We start from the raw sequence: 18,192 nt of genomic DNA, 5'->3' as shown, positions 1-18,192 counted from the left end.
AGTCAATGAATATTCGGGTGGGATGCGAAGCATGACCCCCGATATACTTGGTCATCTTCGCGTTTTAAAGTTAGAGAGTTTGGGAAAAGATAGGAAAAAACTTTTTTAAACATTGTATAATGGAGATAGCTACCATTATCCATCAACTAATATATGACGAGGAGGAGAATATATGAGCAACATTCGAGAAGAATATAAGTGTGCCAAGAAAAGTAAATTTATGCAAGCGGTCTTTATTGGGGCGTTAGCTGGGGCGGCAATAAGCCTTTTTGACAAGCAAACGCGTTATTCTGTATTGGAAAACAGCAAAAGCTGCATGAGTAATATGAAGGAATTCGTGAAGAATCCCAATGGGGTGCTTACACAAGTACGTGAAACATCATCCAAGGTCCGTTCCACTGTTGAAAAAATTTCCGAAGATGTATCCTTCATTTCCCAAAAGGTTGAGGAAATGAAAGATATTCCATCACAAGTGGCCCAAGTGGTGATGGAGACGAAGGAAGTTTTTGCTGCAGAGGAAGAAGAGCCATCTTCTAGAAATCACGATCAAATTTCCTTAAATTAGAAAATGGGGTGGAGGTATGGCCAATAAAAAAGAATGGCTGAAAGGCTCATTCTTCAAGACTTTGGTAAAACGGTTACAGGTCGATGATGTGTCTGGGCTTGCCGCACAGCTGTCTTATTTCTTCCTACTTTCCCTGTTTCCATTACTTATTTTTTTATTCACTTTATTGGCCTATCTGCCATTTTCACAAGAAGATATATTAAATACCGTCCGTACATATGCACCTGACGATTCGATGAACATCATTGAGGCTAACCTATCGGAAGTGATGGAAGCGAATGGGACTTTATTGTCGTTTGGTGTCATCGGAACGATATGGTCGGCATCGAATGGGATGAATGCAATCATTAAAGCATTTAACCATGCATATGGTGTAAAAGAAAGTCGAACTTTCTTTATTTCCCGGGGAATGTCGATTCTTCTAACTTTAGCGATGATTTTTGTTTTTATTGTCGTTTTATTGCTGCCGGTATTCGGAAAACAAATCGGAGTGTTCCTATTTGCCGAAATTGGACAATCCGATGAGTTTCTTACGATTTGGAACCAAATTCGCTGGGTGATCAGTACGCTTGTATTTTTAATTGTGTTTACCATCCTTTATTGGATTGCGCCCAACATTAAGCTGAAGTGCATAACCGTACTGCCTGGTGCAATCTTTGCAACGGCAGGATGGAGTCTCGCTTCTTTTTTGTTTTCATTTTATGTGGAGAACTTCGCTAATTATTCCGCAACATATGGAAGTCTTGGAGGGATAATCGTGTTAATGGTCTGGTTTTATTTATCGGGGCTCATCATCATACTGGGCGGGGAAATAAATGCGCTCATAAGTGAAAAGAAAAAGCCAGAATGTGAATGAACTTCCTGGAGTTTCCGTAATAGCGGACTATCATGCTGCGGATACTATTCAAGAAATGACAACTTTTAAAGAGGAGGAGTTCTTTCATGAGTAAAAAGGATGGCAGCACAAAGCAAAAAGGGAAAAATAAAGGTTCGAACCATAAAACATCAGGTTCTGCAAACGGTAAGAACGGATATCACTAAATGAACATAAAAAAAGGGAGCCTTGTATGGCTCCTTTTTCATGTTTAGTTTCTCAATAGTCTTAAGCTGTTCAGTATAACGAGGATTGTGCTTCCTTCATGGCCAATGACTCCATATGGTAGGTCAAGGAATTGAAGGAAATTGGATGCTATCAGGATCATGATGACCGAAATTGAAAAGATGACGTTTTGTTTGATGATCCGATTCATTTTCTTGGATAATTTGACTGCTTCCGCGATGCGCGGCAGGTCATTCTTCATCAGAACGACATCTGCTGTCTCCAAGGCAACATCCGTTCCTTCACCCATTGCAATTCCAACAGAAGCTGTTGCTAGTGCAGGTGCATCATTGATGCCATCCCCAACCATTGCTACAGTGCCAAAATGTTCTTTCAGCTTTTTCACTTCAGTCACTTTCGTTTCTGGCAGGCATTCGGCAATATATGCATCAATATGGCTCTCCGAGGCAATCGCTTTAGCCGTTTTTTCACCATCGCCTGTCAGCATGACCGTATGGATGCCCTCATTTCTCAAAGCTTCGATGGCTGTAACGGTTTCTTCACGCACGACATCTTTCAAAGTGAGTATACCGGCAATTCCTTGATTATCTTTTGCATACACGATTGTCTTACCTTGTTCAGCTAATGTCAGCGCAATGCCATTTTGGAATCGTTCTGCTTCACTGCGACCGACGAAATCAGCTTTTCCGACTTGCCAAAGCACGCCATTGATGTATGCTTGAACACCATTACCTGAGATATCTTCCATATTATCCGGTTTAATGATGTCTCTTTGCAATTTCGTTTTGGCATAACGTACGATTGATGTTGCCAAAGGATGGTTCGAATAATTTTCAACAGATGCAATATGAAATAAGAAATCTTCTTCGTTTAAATCATTACGGATAATGACATCTGTTACCTCTGGTTTTCCTTTTGTCAATGTACCGGTTTTATCTAAAGCAATTGCCTGCAGGTTACCTAGATTCTCAAGATGGATGCCGCCTTTAAATAAAATGCCATGACGAGCACCATTTGAAATGGCAGAAAGTGTAGCTGGCATAATAGAGGCCACAAGGGCGCAAGGCGAAGCGACAACGAGCAGGATCATCGCTCTGTAGAATGTCTCGGTCCAGCTCCACTCCAATAGGAAATGGGGTACGAACATCATCAAACCGACAACCGTCAATACCACTTTTACATAAGTCCCTTCAAACCGTTCAATGAACAGCTGGGAAGGGGACTTTTCACTTTGTGCGGATTGAACGAGAGTGATTATTTTTTGAAATAATGTTTCACTTGCTGGTTTGGTGATTTCCACGGTAATCGTACCACGGAGATTAACCGTTCCAGCAAAAACTTCATCATCCAATGATTTACTGACTGGTATGGATTCGCCAGTAATGGCCGCTTCATCGATATTGGTACGTCCATCCGTGATTTTTCCATCTGAAGGAACTCTCTCTCCTGGTTTTACTAAAATCAGATCCCCGATATGAAGCTGGGAAACGGACACGGTTTCCTCATATCCGTTAGTGATGCGCAGTGCTTCTTCAGGCTGTAAGTCCATAAGTGCCGAAATTTCTTTATGGCTTTTATTCATCGTGTAAGTCTCAAGGGCGCCGCTTAAAGCGAAGATGAAAATCAATATGGCACCTTCCGTCCAGTATCCGATGACCGCAGAACCGATGGCCGCAAAAATCATCAGCATCTCAACATTCAATTCCCGGTCGGCAATCGTATCTTCTATGCCTTCTTTTGCCTTGGCATATCCGCCAATCAAGAAAGAGGCTAAGTATATGACTATGGAAGCGGACTCCATTCCGTTCTTTGAAAGGGCCCAGCCCAAAACTATTAATAAACCGCTGAATAATGCGGCAATAAGTTCTAAATGAGGTTTTGCTTTTTCCAACCAAGTGGTTTTGCATGTAGCCGGTTGGGTTAAATGTTTAGTATCTGTAGTCATAAGATTCCCTCCCACATTCTTCTCTATTTTGTGTAAATGATATAGATTATCATTTACTTTATATATAATTGAGAAAGATAATCAACGTCATTTCTCTGGATAAAATATGAAAGCTGCCACCGTAATTGCGATGACAGCAATGTTTTCAAAGGTTTATTAAGGTGATGTCCCTTTTGTTAATATTATATTACCACATATCCTATTCAGAAATAAAGAAGAATGATTCTAATCTAGGAAAAAATATAAAGTATCGAATACAGGCACTCTTGATAAATACCGTTCAAATTGAATAATAAAAGAAGTAGTCCAGATAATAAACTATATTACATAACTGAAGCAGGCATTTTCTCCTTAAACAAGGCCAATGAAATGAAGACAAGGAAAAGCATGATGCTGATCATGTAGAAAAAATTCCCGCCTTGTATATGTTCAATGACCAGGCCGCCAAAAAATGGACCGCCAATGCTGCCGAGACTAAAGAAAATACTGCATAATAAATTTCCTGCAGGTAATAGGTTTCGAGGCAAAAGATCTGCCATATAACTGATCCCCAGCGAAAAGGTCGAACCAACCATCATTCCGCCAAACATAAAGCAGATGAATAGACCAATCACTGAATAGGAATAAATCCCTGCAAGCGTGAATATGGCAAACCCTGAAAAAAGGATTGTCAGCAAGGTCTTTCGCCGGCCAAAACGGTCACTGATCATCCCCAAGGGAATCTGGGTGAGCAGAGTCCCTGCGGAAAATGCCGGAATGATGATGGAAACGGCGGTTAAATCGATTCCGGAGCGCAGGGCGAATACAGGAAAATTGCTATTCAATGATGCTTCGAGCACGCCAAATGTGAACGGAAGTAAAAAAGCGACCCAAGCTATGCGGCTCACTTTCGTAAACCTTTTGAGTGTGCCCACGAATGATGTGCTTTCGGAATCATCCTGTTCAGGAAGTTCATTTCTAATAAGGAAAACAGCGGACCAAGCCAGAAGGCTAAGCATGGATGTGATAATGAAAGGCAAAGACTGATTAATCTCGAGAAGCTTCGTCATCAGCGGGCCCACCATGAAGCCAAGACTGAAGAAAAGTCCATAAATGGCAAGATTCCTTCCGCGCTTCATTTTTGGTGAAATGGCAGTGATCCATGTCTGGGTAGCGAAGTGAAGTGTATGATCGCCGATTCCAATGAAGAAACGCAGGACGAACCAAAACCAGAATGATTTCCAAACAGGAAATAATGCAAGCGATAGAATGACCGTTATCCCGCCAAATAATATCAATGGCTTATAGCCGTATTTACGGAGCGGGGCTTCCATAAAAGGAGAAATCAACAGAATTCCGATATAAAGCGAGGCTGCATGAAACCCGTTCAGGGATGAGCTAATTCCGTCATTTTCAAAAATGATGGCAATGACCGGCAGAAGCATTCCCTGTGAAAACCCCGATATGCCGACAATTAAGATTAAAACGCTAAAAAGCAATTTATTATTCATGAAATCAAGTCTCCTAAGAAATGTATACCTTCTTGATGTTACATCTTAGGAAGAGGATTAAGCAATAGAAATTTGGGTAAATATTGACAAGAAAGGAGAAGATGATAAAATTTTCCTTTGTCATCGCACAAAGATTTTGTATGATAGTTTTTGTTACATAAAAAGAACTATAGGATTGTGAGGAGAAGTATCGTGAATAAAATATTTTTTGGGCTTGTCCTGTTAGGCGTCCCCATATCAGTCATCGGGTCATTATTGCACTGGCCGAGTGTGATCATGTTCATCGTATATTGCTTAACCATCGTCGCGCTAGCAGGCTTCATGGGCCGGGCGACTGAAAGCTTAGCAATCGTCATGGGACCAAGGATTGGCGGTCTTTTGAATGCAACCTTTGGTAATGCAGTGGAATTGATCATATCCATCTTTTCATTAAAGGCGGGGCTTGTTGGGGTCGTGTTGGCGTCTTTAACTGGTTCCGTTTTAGGAAACTTATTGTTGGTGGCAGGACTTTCATTCTTTGTCGGAGGGACTAAATACAAACGGCAGAAGTTTAATGTATTCGATGCGAGGCATAATGCCGGTCTATTGATTTTTGCAGTTATTGTGGCCTTCGTCATACCGGAAGTATTCACACAAGACATGAGTGAATCAAGCACGATGTCGTTAAGTGTAGGAATTTCCATTATATTGATCTTATTATACCTTGCTGCATTATTCTTTAAATTGGTTACTCACCGCGGGGTATATCAGCATACGGAGAAACCCGCGGAACATGAAGAGGAAGTACCGGAGTGGAGCAGGAAAAAGGCAATTATAATACTTGCTGCCGCTACATTGGCCGTTGCGTACGTATCGGAAAAACTTGTCCATACGTTCAGTGAAGTGGGGGAAACCTTCGGATGGTCTGAGTTATTCATCGGTGTCATTATCGTTGCAATCGTGGGTAACGCGGCAGAGCATGCGTCCGCAGTCATAATGGCCTATAAAAACAAAATGGATGTCGCAGTGGAGATAGCCGTCGGTTCCACGCTTCAAGTTGCGATGTTCGTAGCTCCTGTACTCGTACTTATTTCGTTAATGTATCCAACGCATATGCCGCTTGTCTTCACAATGCCAGAACTGATCTCAATGGTTACAGCAGTCTTTCTGATGATCATGATTTCTAATGACGGGGAAACGAACTGGTTTGAAGGCCTTACCTTATTGGCCGCTTACTTCATTATGGGAATTGGATTTTACTTATTATAAGAATGCAGGCCTTCCGATACGGAAGGTCTTTCTTTTTATAAAATAAAAATGACTCTGCTCAGGTTAGATTTAGCAGAGTCATTTCTATATTAGTAAATTACCATTCATAAGTTATTCCAAAAATTTTCATCATGCTTTGTAAAAGTTGAGAAAATATTCTAGAGTGTCACACCATCCTTTTACATCAGATTTAAGTATTGGCGAATTCGTTTTCTGTCATCCTTTAAAAGGGTTTCATGGATTGTTCGATAAGCATACCTCCTAAGGTTTAATAGGTATGAACGATTTCGCCTCCTTTTTATAATGTAAATTAATTATAACCGATTCCAAAAGAAAAGTAAATATTCAGAACTTTACAAATTCATTACAAAGTTGAAATCGGAATGAAATGTATAGAATGTTGGCTAAAAACAAAATCTATAAACAAAATGATTGAACCCCTCAAAAGGAGTGCGACAGCATGAGAAGAACAATTCTTATTACGATGATTGCCCTAATTGCCTTCATACAGGCGAATGTAAGTTTTGCAGCAGATATACCAGTAGACAAAGCAAGTCCGAAAAAGGTGAATATCCCTCCTTCCGTATTGAATATTGCAAAGGAGAATACGTACCCGAACCCGACCCAGGATCTTCCGATGCTTCAGCCAAGTACGTTTGCGAAACAATTGATCGATTCGTCGGATATCAAGATTGAAAATCCAGAACTCATCCATATGTTGAATGAATCGGCAGTTGCAAAGGCGCCGCTTGCTTTTGGTTACAGGGCGACCATTTACCTTGGCCATTGGGCATTGAATTATGAGTCTTTGGAAACGGCACCAAACTGGGAATACCAAAAAATCAATACGAATTACTATGATAATCGCGGCGGTGAAGTTCCATACAAGATCCGTTATGTCCAGGAAAGTCAGAAGGCAGTGAGTGGCGGTCTGACAGCGAAAATCCCTAAGACAGAGGATGTTCAAAAAATGATGCTGTTAAAAGCCACTGAGAAAACGAATTTGCCATTGGCTTTTGAAACGATCATCGGAGCTGGTACGAAAAAAGATGAAGTATACAATGTTGCTTCAAATAGGATTGGTTACTTATCCAGCTATGCTTCCGCCGTAAATGAAAAAGGCAAGGTCACATATGGGGAAGTGTATTTGAACCTAAAAGGAAATAAAAGAACCATTACGATAAAGAACATCACTTCCCAAGGCATCGGTGCATGGATACCGGTTCAGGACCATGTTTCCTTCAGTTTTACAGTCTCGCAGCAACCCAGGTAAATTGAAAAACTCGCCGGATTGGCGAGTTTTTCTTCATATGGTTGACTTCTTGATCCTGAAGTCCTCTTTCGGGTAATATGCATTTTTGACGAGAACATTCGGGCCTAGGCATTTGACTGCAGGGCAGTGGCAATTCAATTCATTGGCCAGTTTCGAATTCATCCATGTTTCATAGGATTCGGTCAATGGCTGCTCTTTGATATTCCCTAATGTAGGCGCATCCCCGAAATCGGTCACGATCACTTCCCCGGTGAAAATATTGATGTTCAACCGGGAACGTCCATCAGGGTCATTACGCACAGTCACTTTATGTGAACCGTAAAGGCGTTGAAGCAGGTTAATATCCTCTTTACTGTCATTACATGGATAAAATGGCAGGGTACCGAAAAGCATCCAAACATTTTCATCACGGATATCAAGTAAATGATGAATCGCTTCACGTATTTTGTCCAGTGATAAAGTTTCAAGTGCCGAAGCGAAATCGCTTGGATACATCGGATGAATTTCATGCCTTTGACATCCCATTTCATCGACGATCTGCCTGTGAATATGCTCAAGATGAGGCAATGTCCGTTTATTAAGCATCGTTTCTGCAGATACCAGCACACCAGCTTTTGTCAGGGCACGGGAATTTTCGATCATTTTATCAAATAATTTCTTTCGCTGTTCCCGGGATGGTTTTCGGTCCATCATGGCAAAGCCGATATCAATGAATTCATCGATCGTTCCCCAGTTATGGGAAATGTGGAGAACATCCAAATAGGGAATGATTTCCTCATACCGTTCCAAGTCAAGGGTCAAATTGGAATTGATTTGTGTCCGGACCCCGCGACTGCGGGCATATTTCAATAGAGGCAAAACATAATTCTTCACTTGTTTTCTTGAAAGCATCGGTTCCCCGCCAGTGATGCTGAGCGAGCGAAGCAAAGGGATCTCATCAAGGCGCTGGATCAGTAATTCCAGAGGCAGTGCATCCGGGTCCTTGGGCTGGAGTGTGTAACCGACGGCACAATGCTCACAACGCATATTGCAAAGGGTGGTGGTGGTGAACTCCACATTGGTAAGGCTGAGTTTTCCATATTGTTCAACGTCCATATATGCTTCCCAAGGATCATACTTGGGTGTAATTGGTGTTAAAAGATCTTGCTTGATTATTGACATATTTAAAACTCCTTACGTAATAATGCACTAACCCATTATGAACAATGGGGACAAAAATTGTCAAATGGCGGAGAGCTGCATTTATAGCTTGCCATTGCACTTTCAAGCAGATTTCGTTACGATGAAAGAAGAACGGAAGGAGAGTGCCTCATGGGAAAATCCATTACAGGTAAAAACGAACAATTAACATATTTAAAAGAACGCCTCACGATGTTCATGGAAGTTCTTGATCATATCGAACCGGAAAATACGGAGTTGGAAGATATAGACCGTTTAATCGGCATGATAGATGATTTGGAAGGCAAAGTGGAACAATTCAAAACCCGCGAAGACTAATATCTGTTTCGATAGTATGATTTTTTCAATGTTAATATTCATGAAGGGATGACGGGAAAATGCGTCATCCTTTTTTGATGGAAATGTTTGGTGACGAAATTTCACACATGGGCTATTTCTGGCGCTTTGCTCATTTCTCTCCCAATTGCTGTTCATTAAGAAAAATAATTACTTGTTTTCGAAAGATTATGTTAGATGTATAATAAAACGGGTGTTGAATCATTCACTATTTATAGAGAAGCAGGGAAATGATTAAATCTAATCTAGGGGAAATAAGAGGGGGAAGAGAAATTTGGATATTCAAAAATTCCAAGAAAGTATGTACAGTCTTATCGTTGAAACTTCAACGAATCTTCCAAAGGATGTTCGTCGTGCGGTCAAAAGTGCAAAACAACGTGAAAATGCAGGTACTCGTTCTGCATTGAGCCTGACCACCATCACGAATAATATTACAATGGCTGACGACAATGTATCACCGATTTGTCAGGATACTGGTCTGCCGACTTTCAAAATAAAAACTCCAGTTGGCGTGAACCAACTTGAAATAAAAAAAGCAATTCGGAATGCAATCATTTTAGCGACAAAAGGCGGAAAACTTCGTCCAAACGCAGTTGATTCTTTATCGGGTGAAAATAGCGGGGATAACCTTGGGGAAGGTCTTCCTGTCATTAAATTCGATCAATGGGAAAAAGACTATATTGATGTTCGTCTCATCTTAAAAGGCGGCGGCTGTGAAAATAAAAACATCCAATACAGTCTGCCTATGGAACTTGAAGGATTGGGAAAAGCGGGTCGCGATTTGGATGGAATCCGTAAATGTGTCCTTCACTCTGTCTATCAAGCACAAGGACAAGGCTGTAGTGCAGGCTTCATCGGCGTAGGGATCGGAGGGGACCGTTCATCCGGATATGATCTGGCTAAGGCTCAACTTTTCCGCAGTAATGAAGATGTGAATCCAAATGAAGATCTTCGTAAACTTGAAGATTACATCATGAAGACAGCTAATGAATTGGGTATCGGCACGATGGGCTTTGGCGGCGAAACTACACTGCTTGGATGTAAAATCGGTGTCATGCACCGTATTCCGGCAAGCTTTTTCGTTTCCGTTGCTTATAACTGCTGGGCGTTCCGCCGTTTAGGGGTGAAAGTCAATCCTGTAACAGGCGAAATCAGTGAGTGGTTATATCAAGAAGGCGAGAAAATCGACTTTGCCCGGGAAGCAGAAAAAGCGGCGAAGGATGAAGTGGCAGCCGCTGCAGAATCGGACGTTGAAGCTTCCCGTGAAATCACCTTGCAAGCACCAATCACGGAAGAACAAATCCGTGAATTAAAAGTTGGTGACGTAGTTCATATTAACGGCAGAATGTATACAGGCCGTGACGCCATCCACAAGCACTTATCTGAAAATCCTGCACCAATCGACCTGGATGGACAAATCATCTATCACTGTGGACCAGTAATGCTGAAGGATGAAGAGGGCAAATGGCATGTCAAGGCTGCCGGACCGACAACAAGTATTCGTGAAGAACCATACCAAGGCGATATCATGAAACGATTCGGTATCCGTGCAGTTATCGGTAAAGGCGGAATGGGACCAAAAACACTAGAAGCATTAAGTGAACACGGCGGCGTTTATCTAAATGCAATCGGCGGAGCTGCTCAATATTATGCAGACTGCATCAAATCCGTCGAAGGTGTGAACTTCACTGAATTTGGTATTCCAGAAGCAATGTGGCATCTGAATGTTGAAGGATTCACTGCAGTGGTTACCATGGATTCACATGGAAACAGCCTGCATAAAGATGTTCAGCAATCTTCATTGGAAAAATTGGCACAATTCAAAGAACCAGTATTTAAATAAATGTATGGTAAAAGACGCTCACCAAAAGGTTGAGCGTCTTTTGCATATCTTACTCTTCGACTTCCGGCAGTGGATCGATCCTTGACGAATCCTCTAGATTCAATCCGCTTTTCACAAAATGAACAAACACTCCACCACTTAAACCAAGACAACCAACAAATCCTAAAGTGATAACCCATTCCAGCATTTCATTCCCCCCTTGGTAAATGTATATGAAAAAAAAGGCGAAAATTACCTCAGAAAAGTACAATCTTTTGGAACGGTCGCACATACATTAGAAGAGAAAGGAGGGATTTTCATGCAGAATAGCTACATCTTATTCTTTTTAGCCATGTTAACCGGTTTTGCTTTCATCCAACTTCCTGTGGCAAACACGATTTTCTCCGGTCTTGAAACATTCCTTGACGTAGTTGGAATTGTAACCGTTCTCATTTTTGCTATCTCCATTATTTGGAGGGCGGCACAAGCGTTATTTAAAGGATAACAAAACAAAGAGGCCTATCCCTTTCGGGGGAAAGGCCTTTTTTTTTCGTGGGATATGGTTTTGCTGAAGGAATTCGACCCATAGCCGTTAATTCCACCTTCACAATATCATGCATATAAATCTCCATGTTCCAAACAATAAGAAAAAAGGACATGGGGGATATTCCAATGAAAAAAATGGTGATTTTATCCGCTTTTATATGCTTGATGTGCTCTTTGGCTAGCCCAGCTTTTGCAGAATCCTATAACTGGGGTTTCAATAAAGGTAAAAATGGGACACCTGCCGATGCCGGCAAAAAATTCAATGAAATGCTGCCTGAATATGAAGCGATTTATAAGGGGGATACAAAGAAAAAAGTCGTTTATTTAACCTTTGATAACGGTTATGAAAATGGCTATACGGCCCAGATTTTAGACGTTCTGAAGAAACATGGTGCTCCTGGAACTTTTTTTGTCACGGGTCATTATTTAAAAACGGCACCTGAGCTTGTCGTCCGTATGGCTAATGAGGGGCATATCGTAGGAAACCATTCATGGAACCATCCGGATATGACCAGCGTGACGGACGATGTGATCCGTACCGAGCTTGAGCGGGTAAAAGAAGCAACGGAAAAATTAACGGGACAAAAGGGAATGAACTACTTAAGGCCGCCTCGTGGAATATTTAATGAGAGAACTATGAGGATCGCAAAAAAAGAAGGGTATTACCACATCTTTTGGTCACTGGCATATAGAGACTGGATTGTAGATCAACAAAAGGGTGCCGCGTTCGCACATGATGAAGTGCTTAAGCAGATTCATCCCGGCGCGATTTTATTATTGCATACCGTATCAAAGGATAATGCGGAAGCATTGGACTCGATTCTGACGGATCTTGAAAAGCAGGGGTACACCTTTGGTAGCCTTGATGAATTAATGATTGCGAAACAGTTGCCGAACCGAATGCTTTATTAAAATGAGAAGCGGGTCCTGTAGTGATAATTCAGGTCCCGCTTTTATCCATTCTTCTCAATTTCAAGTAATATTTCAGGAAACATGCTATAATACGTGGAAAACTGCTAAAGGATGGATCGCTTGTGTGGACAGAAAAATTACAGGTTCAAGGACCCTATAATTTCGATCTTGTTCTCGAACGATTATCGTTAGACCCACTTCAGGTAGTTGATTTCACTAACAGGACGGTAAAAGTTCCGCTATATATAGAAAAAGAACCAATCGTTTTGCAGGTTCAGGCAATAGGAAATATCGATGACCCATCTTTTATCATCAAAGGTCAATCAGAGGTGTACAAGTCAAAAGCAATCGAACGGTTAAAAAAGGTTTTTCATTGGCATCAGCCATTAGAAGGCGTTTCCCGGCACTTCCGGGAATCCGATTTGCGGGAAATCTTCGAAGAGCACCGCGGTACTGCCATAGTCTTGGACTTCGATTACTACAGTTGCCTCGTCAAATGCATCATACATCAGCAATTGAATTTATCTTTTGCCCATACGCTCACGGAACGATTCGTTAAAACTTTCGGCTTTCAGATGGAAGGTGCCTGGTTTTATCCGACACCGGAAACAACCGCCCAACTTCAAATCGAGCAATTAAGAGCCATTCAATTCAGTGGCCGGAAAGCGGAATACGTCATCGGACTTTCCGAGCAGATCATTCAGGGCCATCTCAACCTTGATATAATGGATAAGCTATCCGATCAAGAGGTTATGGATACACTAATAAAAATACGCGGTATCGGTAGATGGACGGCTGAAAACTTCCTGCTTTTTGGACTTGGCCGGCCGAACCTATTTCCTAAAGCCGACATTGGCATTCAAAATGCCTTGAAAATATTATATGGCTTACCGCATAAGCCAACCCAAGAAGAAATGGAGTCCTATAGTGTGAAATGGGCTCCATATCTAAGCTACGCTTCCCTCTATTTGTGGAGAAGCATTGAAAAACGGAGTGAAAAGAAATGACAAACATTCAAGATACAAAACTAGAAGTGAATCAAACCCTTCCCCTTACGATTAAACGACTTGGCATAAACGGAGAGGGAGTCGGTTATTTCAAAAAGAAAGTCGTCTTCGTCCCAGGAGCATTGCCAGGTGAAGAAATTGTAGCTTTGGTTACAAAGGTTCAGCCAAACTTCACCGAGGCGAAAATAAAAACCATCCGTAAAGAATCACCGCATCGCATTGCAGCGCCATGTCCGGTTTACGCTGAATGCGGCGGATGTCAGTTGCAGCATTTAAGCTATTCCCAGCAACTTATTGAAAAACGAGATATCGTCATTCAAGCGATGGAACGTCATTCGAAATTCCCAGTTTCTTCATTAAATGTAAAAGAAACGATCGGCATGGAAGATCCTTGGAATTACCGCAATAAAAGTCAGTACCAAGTCGGCCAAAAAGATGGCAAGTTGATTGCTGGCCTTTACGGCTTGAATTCCCATACACTGATCGATATCCCGAATTGCCTCGTACAGCATAAAGCAACAAATAAGGTAACACGTACAGTGAAAAAGATACTAAAGAACCTGAACATCTCGATTTATAACGAAAGAAAAAGAAAAGGTGTTATCCGGACGGTCATTACACGTGTAGGGTTTGAAACAGGTGAGGTGCAGGTTGTCCTTGTTACAGGAGCGGAGGAAATTCCACAAAAAGATCAGTTGCTAAAACAAATTCGTGACCAATTGCCTGAAGTGAAATCGGTTGTACAAAACATCAACAACCGGGACACATCACTGATCTTTGGCGAAAAAACGATTCACCTGGCAGGCGAAAAAGTCATCAACGAAACATTGGGTGACCTATCATATGAACTATCAGCCCGTACATTCTTCCAGCTTAACCCTGTCCAAACTGTTCGCTTATATGATGAAGTGAAAAAAGCAGCAGCCTTAACCGGCACGGAAAAAGTGGTTGACGCTTATTGCGGTGTTGGAACCATTGGGCTGTGGCTGTCTGAAAATGCCAAGGAAGTCAGAGGAATGGACGTCATTAAAGAATCCATTGAGGACGCCAAGAAAAATGCCAAAAAGCATAAACGCAACAATGTATACTATGAAACAGGCAAAGCAGAGAATATCCTTCCACGCTGGACCAAAGAAGGCTGGAAACCGGATGTACTGGTCGTCGACCCGCCAAGATCCGGCTGTGATCAATCTTTACTGCAGACAATCTTGAAAGTTAAACCGAAAACCATAGTGTACGTATCATGCAACCCGTCCACATTGGCGAAGGACTTACAAGAACTGGGCTCTTCTTATCGCGTGGAGGCCATGCAACCAGTGGATATGTTCCCGCAGACGAGCCATGTGGAAGTAGTAACCTCGTTGAAGCTGATTAAAGAATAAGCAGAGTGATCCGGGAATCTGTAAAAGGTTCTCGGATTTTAATCTGCGTTTATTTCCATCCATTTGTGAAATAATGAAAGTACTGTGAAAATCGAGAAATACATAGGAGGGTTTTGGATGCATAATCATGATATATTAATTCGATTAAGATATGCGCTGGATATTAAAAATAAAGATATGGTTGAGATATTTAAACTCGGGGAGATTGAAGTGACAAGAGAAGAAGTCATGCAGATGCTCACAAAACCAAAAGATGATTATTATGATGAATATGATGATGATATGGATGAAGCTGAAGATGGGGTAAACTGCAATAACATGATGCTAGAGTCCTTCTTAAATGGTTTGATCATTTTTAAACGAGGGAGACAAGAGCCAAAACCTGGTCAGCCCCAAAGTCAGGCACCTGCTGTAAAGAATAAGGAAAGTGTGAATAATATCCTTTTGAAGAAACTGAAAATAGCATTGACATTAACTAGTGAGGATATGATTGATATTTTGGAAGATGCAGGAGTCATGATAACCAAAGGGGAATTAAGCGCTATATTAAGAAAAGTGGGTCATAGGAATTATAAAGAGTGTGGGGATCGATACGCCAGGAATTTCTTAAAAGGATTAGCTTTGAAATATAGGGGATAAGGGTTCTGTAACCTCATGATTTTTAGGCCTTGATTTCGTGAAAAGCACTTTTCCGATTTCAGGGTCTTTTTCTATTCGAAGTTAAAAAAGAAGGCATCCCTAAGACACCTTCACATTCATACAAGTTCATTAACCTTTTAAAAAGTCTGGTTTTGCGAAATTGGGGTTGGGATATTTATAGAAGCCTTCTCCTGCTTCTCTTCCGATTTTCCCTTTATCGATATACTCTGTTTTCAATAAGTTAGCCAACTTTTCAACTTCTGGATCACCTGTCGCTTTTGCTTTTGCAAGTGAAATATTATAAGCGGTATTGATTCCTACCACATCTAAAATGGCGAAAGGTCCAAGGGGTGCCCCTGTTGCGACCATCCACGTTTTATCGATGGTTTCCGTATCAGCCACTCCTTTTAATAAGAGCATTTGGGCAGCATCCAAAAGAGGAACCAATAAGGAATTCAAAATATAGCCTGGCTGCTCTTTATGTAAAGGCAGAGGAACCATTCCAATCGCTTTTGCAAATTCAATCACTTCATCGAACACTTCATTATCCGTTCCTGGATGTTTCATGATTTCTGCTGTATTGTTTTTCCAGATTTCATTAGCGAAGTGTAAAGCCAGGAATTTTTTGGGGCGGCCTGTCGCTTCGGCAAATTGGCTTGGTAATAATGTAGAAGAGTTCGTAGCGAAAATTGTTTTTTCAGGTGCAACTTTTCCTAACTCTGTATAAAAATCCGTTTTGATTTGAACCACTTCTGGAATCGCTTCAATCACTAGGTCAGCTTCGGCAACTGCCTCAGATAAATCACTGTGGAAAGATATGCGGGCATAAGCAGTATTAAGAGCTTCCTCTGCAGCGCCAATGTCTTCTTTATAGTATGGCTTCAAATTAGTGATCCTATCTTTTGCACGTTCCAATGCTTCATCATTGATGTCATATACTGACACGTTGAACCCTTTGAATGCAGTTTGAAATGCGATCTGACTTCCCAAAACGCCGCTGCCGGCAATCGTGATATTTTTATAAGGCATAGCCATTGCTCCTTTATTTCTTTGAATTTCTCTTCTTGTTAATTATTTCACTTATCTTGAATATAGATGCAGGAATAAACTTGATATAGTTTTTTTCCTTTAAAAGAGCGGATAAACACGCATATAGACAGTCCGTTTTTAATGGTTTATATCATTCGTTTATGGGAAGAAGAAACAAAGAGAAGCTTGATAGGAGGAATGGAAGATGGCCTTAAACAATTTTCATTACTGGAGCGGGCAGCGGGCATGGAGGAGGAGCTGCACTCGGGAATTAGCAAAGCAGGGGCACCGTGTAATTGCCACAACGGAAATCACTTACCAGAAAACGGATCTTATGGATATTACAAATGAACGTGATCGAGCAAGAATTGATAATCATGACTTTGATGTATTTGTTGCAAATGCCGCGATCAATAAAGGAGGACCGCTCGGAATATTTCCGACCGATTCAGGGCAATCTTCGAAGTGTTTTCACTACACTTGAATCCGTTCAGTTTACTGCAAGAAAGCTGGTCAAAAAAGGAAAAGGGAAAATCGTGTTCTTAAGTTCAATGGCTGGGATCATAACGACACCATACATCGGTCCGTATGCAGCAACCAAACATGCCATCGAGGGAATGGCTTTAACCTTGAAAGATGAGCTGAAGGAGTATGGGGTGCAGGTTGCAACCATCAATCCGGGTGCCTACAATACCGGTTTTAACGACAGGGCAGCTGAGGAAAAATGGGAATGGTTCGATGAAGAAAAGAATTTTACAAGAGCAGAGGGTATGAAAAAGCAAGAAAAGGGATTAAAGAACCAATTCGATCCGGAAGACATGATAGAGAGATGATCGAAATCATTCCGGCTCACCACCATAAATTCAGTACTGTCCATCCCGAGAAAACGGAAAAACGGATGAAGGAGATCGAAGAGGAACGGTGGGACATGGAAACCTGATTTAGCCTGAGCAGCTGGGCACTACTTTCCTAGGAGAAGTGCGGGGGATAATTTGTAAGTTGTGCATGAATTCTGGACGAAGGAAAAGAAATAGGGTAAATCCTTATTCTTATTCCCTTTCTCCTATTCTTTTGCATGACTTTTTTGTACGTGAGATTTAATTCAATATCCGAGCTGATCAGCAGCTCTTTTTTTATTGTTGTAATGGACTTAAGCGTCCATTAGTACAATGTATAACAGACAAAAAAGAGGATGATTATTCCCCTTTCAGATTATCGGCAAATTTGAAAAAATCGGGATTGACTGCAGTTTTTTCTTAAAAAAACAATCCAGTTGATTGGTGCAGGTGTTCGAGACTCCTGCTTAGAAAAGAGTGTCCAAGAAAAGACCCCACAGGCGCAAAGACCGCCCGCGGAAAGGGATTGCTGGAGGGGAAATTAAGCCCCCAAAAAAAGATTCATGATTAGGAATGAACCATTCTGAACTTCCTTTTGTCAACAAACGGAAAGAGGATGATCCCCTTGTTTTACTTGTCTTCATTTGTTTGTTCATCAGGTTTTTGGACGATTTCTTTTAATTCCCCAATGTCACCTTTGGCATTGATAACCTCAAAAATTTCATTTAGGCCTTCTGATGTTTTTTCATCTTCCGTTTTCACTATACCCCTCCTTAATTAGGTTAATGGTTAAGGTCTCCAAAAAACCTGTAGATAAACATCGGTTACCTTGGAAAATTGATGAAATTCTCTTCGTATTTCCATTGATATAAGCGCATTTTAGGCGGATGTTAATTGTAAAACTACAAAAATTCAAATTTTTT

The 18,192-nt window shown here is 41.3% G+C and carries 19 protein-coding genes; 13 read left to right on the top strand and 6 right to left on the bottom strand.

Features of this window, described 5'->3' with window-relative positions:
- Positions 1 to 172: 172 nt before the first annotated feature.
- Positions 173 to 565 carry a YtxH domain-containing protein gene (locus tag ACIQ0C_RS10885; RefSeq protein ID WP_402838780.1) on the top strand — a complete coding sequence of 131 codons (393 nt, stop codon included), beginning with the start codon at positions 173 to 175 and terminating at the stop codon, positions 563 to 565.
- Positions 566 to 581: 16 nt separating this feature from the next.
- Positions 582 to 1,421, top strand: coding sequence for a YihY/virulence factor BrkB family protein (locus ACIQ0C_RS10880; RefSeq protein ID WP_402838783.1), 840 nt, complete (start codon positions 582 to 584; stop codon positions 1,419 to 1,421).
- 229 nt (positions 1,422 to 1,650) lie between these two features.
- On the opposite strand, the gene ACIQ0C_RS10875 is transcribed toward ACIQ0C_RS10880, so the two are convergent.
- Together ACIQ0C_RS10875 and ACIQ0C_RS10870 are read right to left on the bottom strand one after the other, a co-directional pair.
- Entirely contained in the window at positions 1,651 to 3,570 is a 1,920-nt protein-coding gene (locus ACIQ0C_RS10875) for a heavy metal translocating P-type ATPase (RefSeq protein WP_403059688.1), read from the bottom strand.
- A gap of 323 nt (positions 3,571 to 3,893) precedes the next feature.
- Positions 3,894 to 5,060, bottom strand: coding sequence for an MFS transporter (locus tag ACIQ0C_RS10870; protein WP_402838786.1), 1,167 nt, complete (start codon positions 5,058 to 5,060; stop codon positions 3,894 to 3,896).
- Positions 5,061 to 5,249: 189 nt separating this feature from the next.
- On the opposite strand from ACIQ0C_RS10870, the gene cax reads away from it, so the two are divergent.
- Positions 5,250 to 6,308 (top strand): calcium/proton exchanger, encoded by a 1,059-nt coding sequence (cax, locus tag ACIQ0C_RS10865; protein WP_402838930.1) that lies wholly within the window; start codon positions 5,250 to 5,252, stop codon positions 6,306 to 6,308.
- Between the two features lie 460 nt (positions 6,309 to 6,768).
- The gene (locus ACIQ0C_RS10860) at positions 6,769 to 7,581 is read left to right on the top strand and encodes a YfkD famly protein (protein ID WP_402838788.1); all 813 of its coding nucleotides are present in this window, start codon (positions 6,769 to 6,771) and stop codon (positions 7,579 to 7,581) included.
- Positions 7,582 to 7,614: 33 nt separating this feature from the next.
- Here ACIQ0C_RS10860 and yfkAB read toward each other — a convergent pair whose 3' ends face one another.
- Positions 7,615 to 8,736 carry a radical SAM/CxCxxxxC motif protein YfkAB gene (yfkAB, locus tag ACIQ0C_RS10855; protein ID WP_403059993.1) on the bottom strand — a complete coding sequence of 374 codons (1,122 nt, stop codon included), beginning with the start codon at positions 8,734 to 8,736 and terminating at the stop codon, positions 7,615 to 7,617.
- A gap of 156 nt (positions 8,737 to 8,892) precedes the next feature.
- Here yfkAB and ACIQ0C_RS10850 point away from each other — a divergent pair, with 156 nt between their 5' ends.
- Positions 8,893 to 9,078 carry an SE1561 family protein gene (locus ACIQ0C_RS10850; RefSeq protein WP_034305661.1) on the top strand — a complete coding sequence of 62 codons (186 nt, stop codon included), beginning with the start codon at positions 8,893 to 8,895 and terminating at the stop codon, positions 9,076 to 9,078.
- A gap of 292 nt (positions 9,079 to 9,370) precedes the next feature.
- Positions 9,371 to 10,939: a fumarate hydratase gene (locus ACIQ0C_RS10845; protein WP_402838790.1), complete on the top strand. Its 1,569-nt coding sequence runs from the start codon at positions 9,371 to 9,373 to the stop codon at positions 10,937 to 10,939.
- Positions 10,940 to 10,988: 49 nt separating this feature from the next.
- On the opposite strand, the gene ACIQ0C_RS10840 is transcribed toward ACIQ0C_RS10845, so the two are convergent.
- Positions 10,989 to 11,126, bottom strand: a complete 138-nt coding sequence (locus tag ACIQ0C_RS10840; protein WP_402838791.1) for a hypothetical protein — start codon at positions 11,124 to 11,126, stop codon at positions 10,989 to 10,991.
- 111 nt (positions 11,127 to 11,237) lie between these two features.
- Here ACIQ0C_RS10840 and ACIQ0C_RS10835 point away from each other — a divergent pair, with 111 nt between their 5' ends.
- The 5 genes from ACIQ0C_RS10835 to ACIQ0C_RS10815 all read left to right on the top strand — a co-directional run bounded on the left by ACIQ0C_RS10835 (position 11,238) and on the right by ACIQ0C_RS10815 (position 15,404).
- A complete protein-coding gene (locus tag ACIQ0C_RS10835) occupies positions 11,238 to 11,423 on the top strand; it encodes a hypothetical protein (RefSeq protein WP_403059685.1) in 186 nt (61 codons plus the stop codon).
- 167 nt (positions 11,424 to 11,590) lie between these two features.
- Positions 11,591 to 12,376 carry a delta-lactam-biosynthetic de-N-acetylase gene (pdaA, locus tag ACIQ0C_RS10830; RefSeq protein ID WP_403059682.1) on the top strand — a complete coding sequence of 262 codons (786 nt, stop codon included), beginning with the start codon at positions 11,591 to 11,593 and terminating at the stop codon, positions 12,374 to 12,376.
- Between the two features lie 122 nt (positions 12,377 to 12,498).
- Entirely contained in the window at positions 12,499 to 13,383 is an 885-nt protein-coding gene (locus ACIQ0C_RS10825) for a DNA-3-methyladenine glycosylase family protein (RefSeq protein WP_403059679.1), read from the top strand.
- Positions 13,380 to 14,765, top strand: a complete 1,386-nt coding sequence (gene rlmD, locus ACIQ0C_RS10820; protein ID WP_402838795.1) for a 23S rRNA (uracil(1939)-C(5))-methyltransferase RlmD — start codon at positions 13,380 to 13,382, stop codon at positions 14,763 to 14,765. The genes ACIQ0C_RS10825 and rlmD overlap by 4 nt, the downstream gene beginning before the upstream one ends.
- 117 nt (positions 14,766 to 14,882) lie before the next feature.
- Positions 14,883 to 15,404 carry a YehS family protein gene (locus tag ACIQ0C_RS10815; RefSeq protein ID WP_403059677.1) on the top strand — a complete coding sequence of 174 codons (522 nt, stop codon included), beginning with the start codon at positions 14,883 to 14,885 and terminating at the stop codon, positions 15,402 to 15,404.
- A gap of 129 nt (positions 15,405 to 15,533) precedes the next feature.
- Here ACIQ0C_RS10815 and ACIQ0C_RS10810 read toward each other — a convergent pair whose 3' ends face one another.
- Positions 15,534 to 16,433, bottom strand: coding sequence for a 3-hydroxyacyl-CoA dehydrogenase (locus ACIQ0C_RS10810; RefSeq protein WP_403059674.1), 900 nt, complete (start codon positions 16,431 to 16,433; stop codon positions 15,534 to 15,536).
- Positions 16,434 to 16,631: 198 nt separating this feature from the next.
- Between ACIQ0C_RS10810 and ACIQ0C_RS10805 the strand changes: the two genes are divergently transcribed.
- The gene (locus tag ACIQ0C_RS10805; protein ID WP_403059671.1) at positions 16,632 to 16,784 is read left to right on the top strand and encodes a hypothetical protein; all 153 of its coding nucleotides are present in this window, start codon (positions 16,632 to 16,634) and stop codon (positions 16,782 to 16,784) included.
- Positions 16,781 to 17,266: an SDR family NAD(P)-dependent oxidoreductase gene (locus ACIQ0C_RS10800; RefSeq protein ID WP_403059668.1), complete on the top strand. Its 486-nt coding sequence runs from the start codon at positions 16,781 to 16,783 to the stop codon at positions 17,264 to 17,266. Before ACIQ0C_RS10805 ends, ACIQ0C_RS10800 begins: the two co-directional genes overlap by 4 nt.
- A 633-nt stretch (positions 17,267 to 17,899) precedes the next feature.
- Here the strand turns inward: ACIQ0C_RS10800 and ACIQ0C_RS10795 are convergent.
- Entirely contained in the window at positions 17,900 to 18,031 is a 132-nt protein-coding gene (locus tag ACIQ0C_RS10795) for a hypothetical protein (RefSeq protein WP_402838800.1), read from the bottom strand.
- Positions 18,032 to 18,192: the final 161 nt, after the last annotated feature.

It is taken from the genome of Peribacillus sp. NPDC096448 (assembly GCF_044762675.1).
Lineage (GTDB): Bacteria > Bacillota > Bacilli > Bacillales > DSM-1321 > Peribacillus > Peribacillus frigoritolerans_B.
This window is presented reverse-complemented; position numbering and strand designations above follow the sequence as displayed.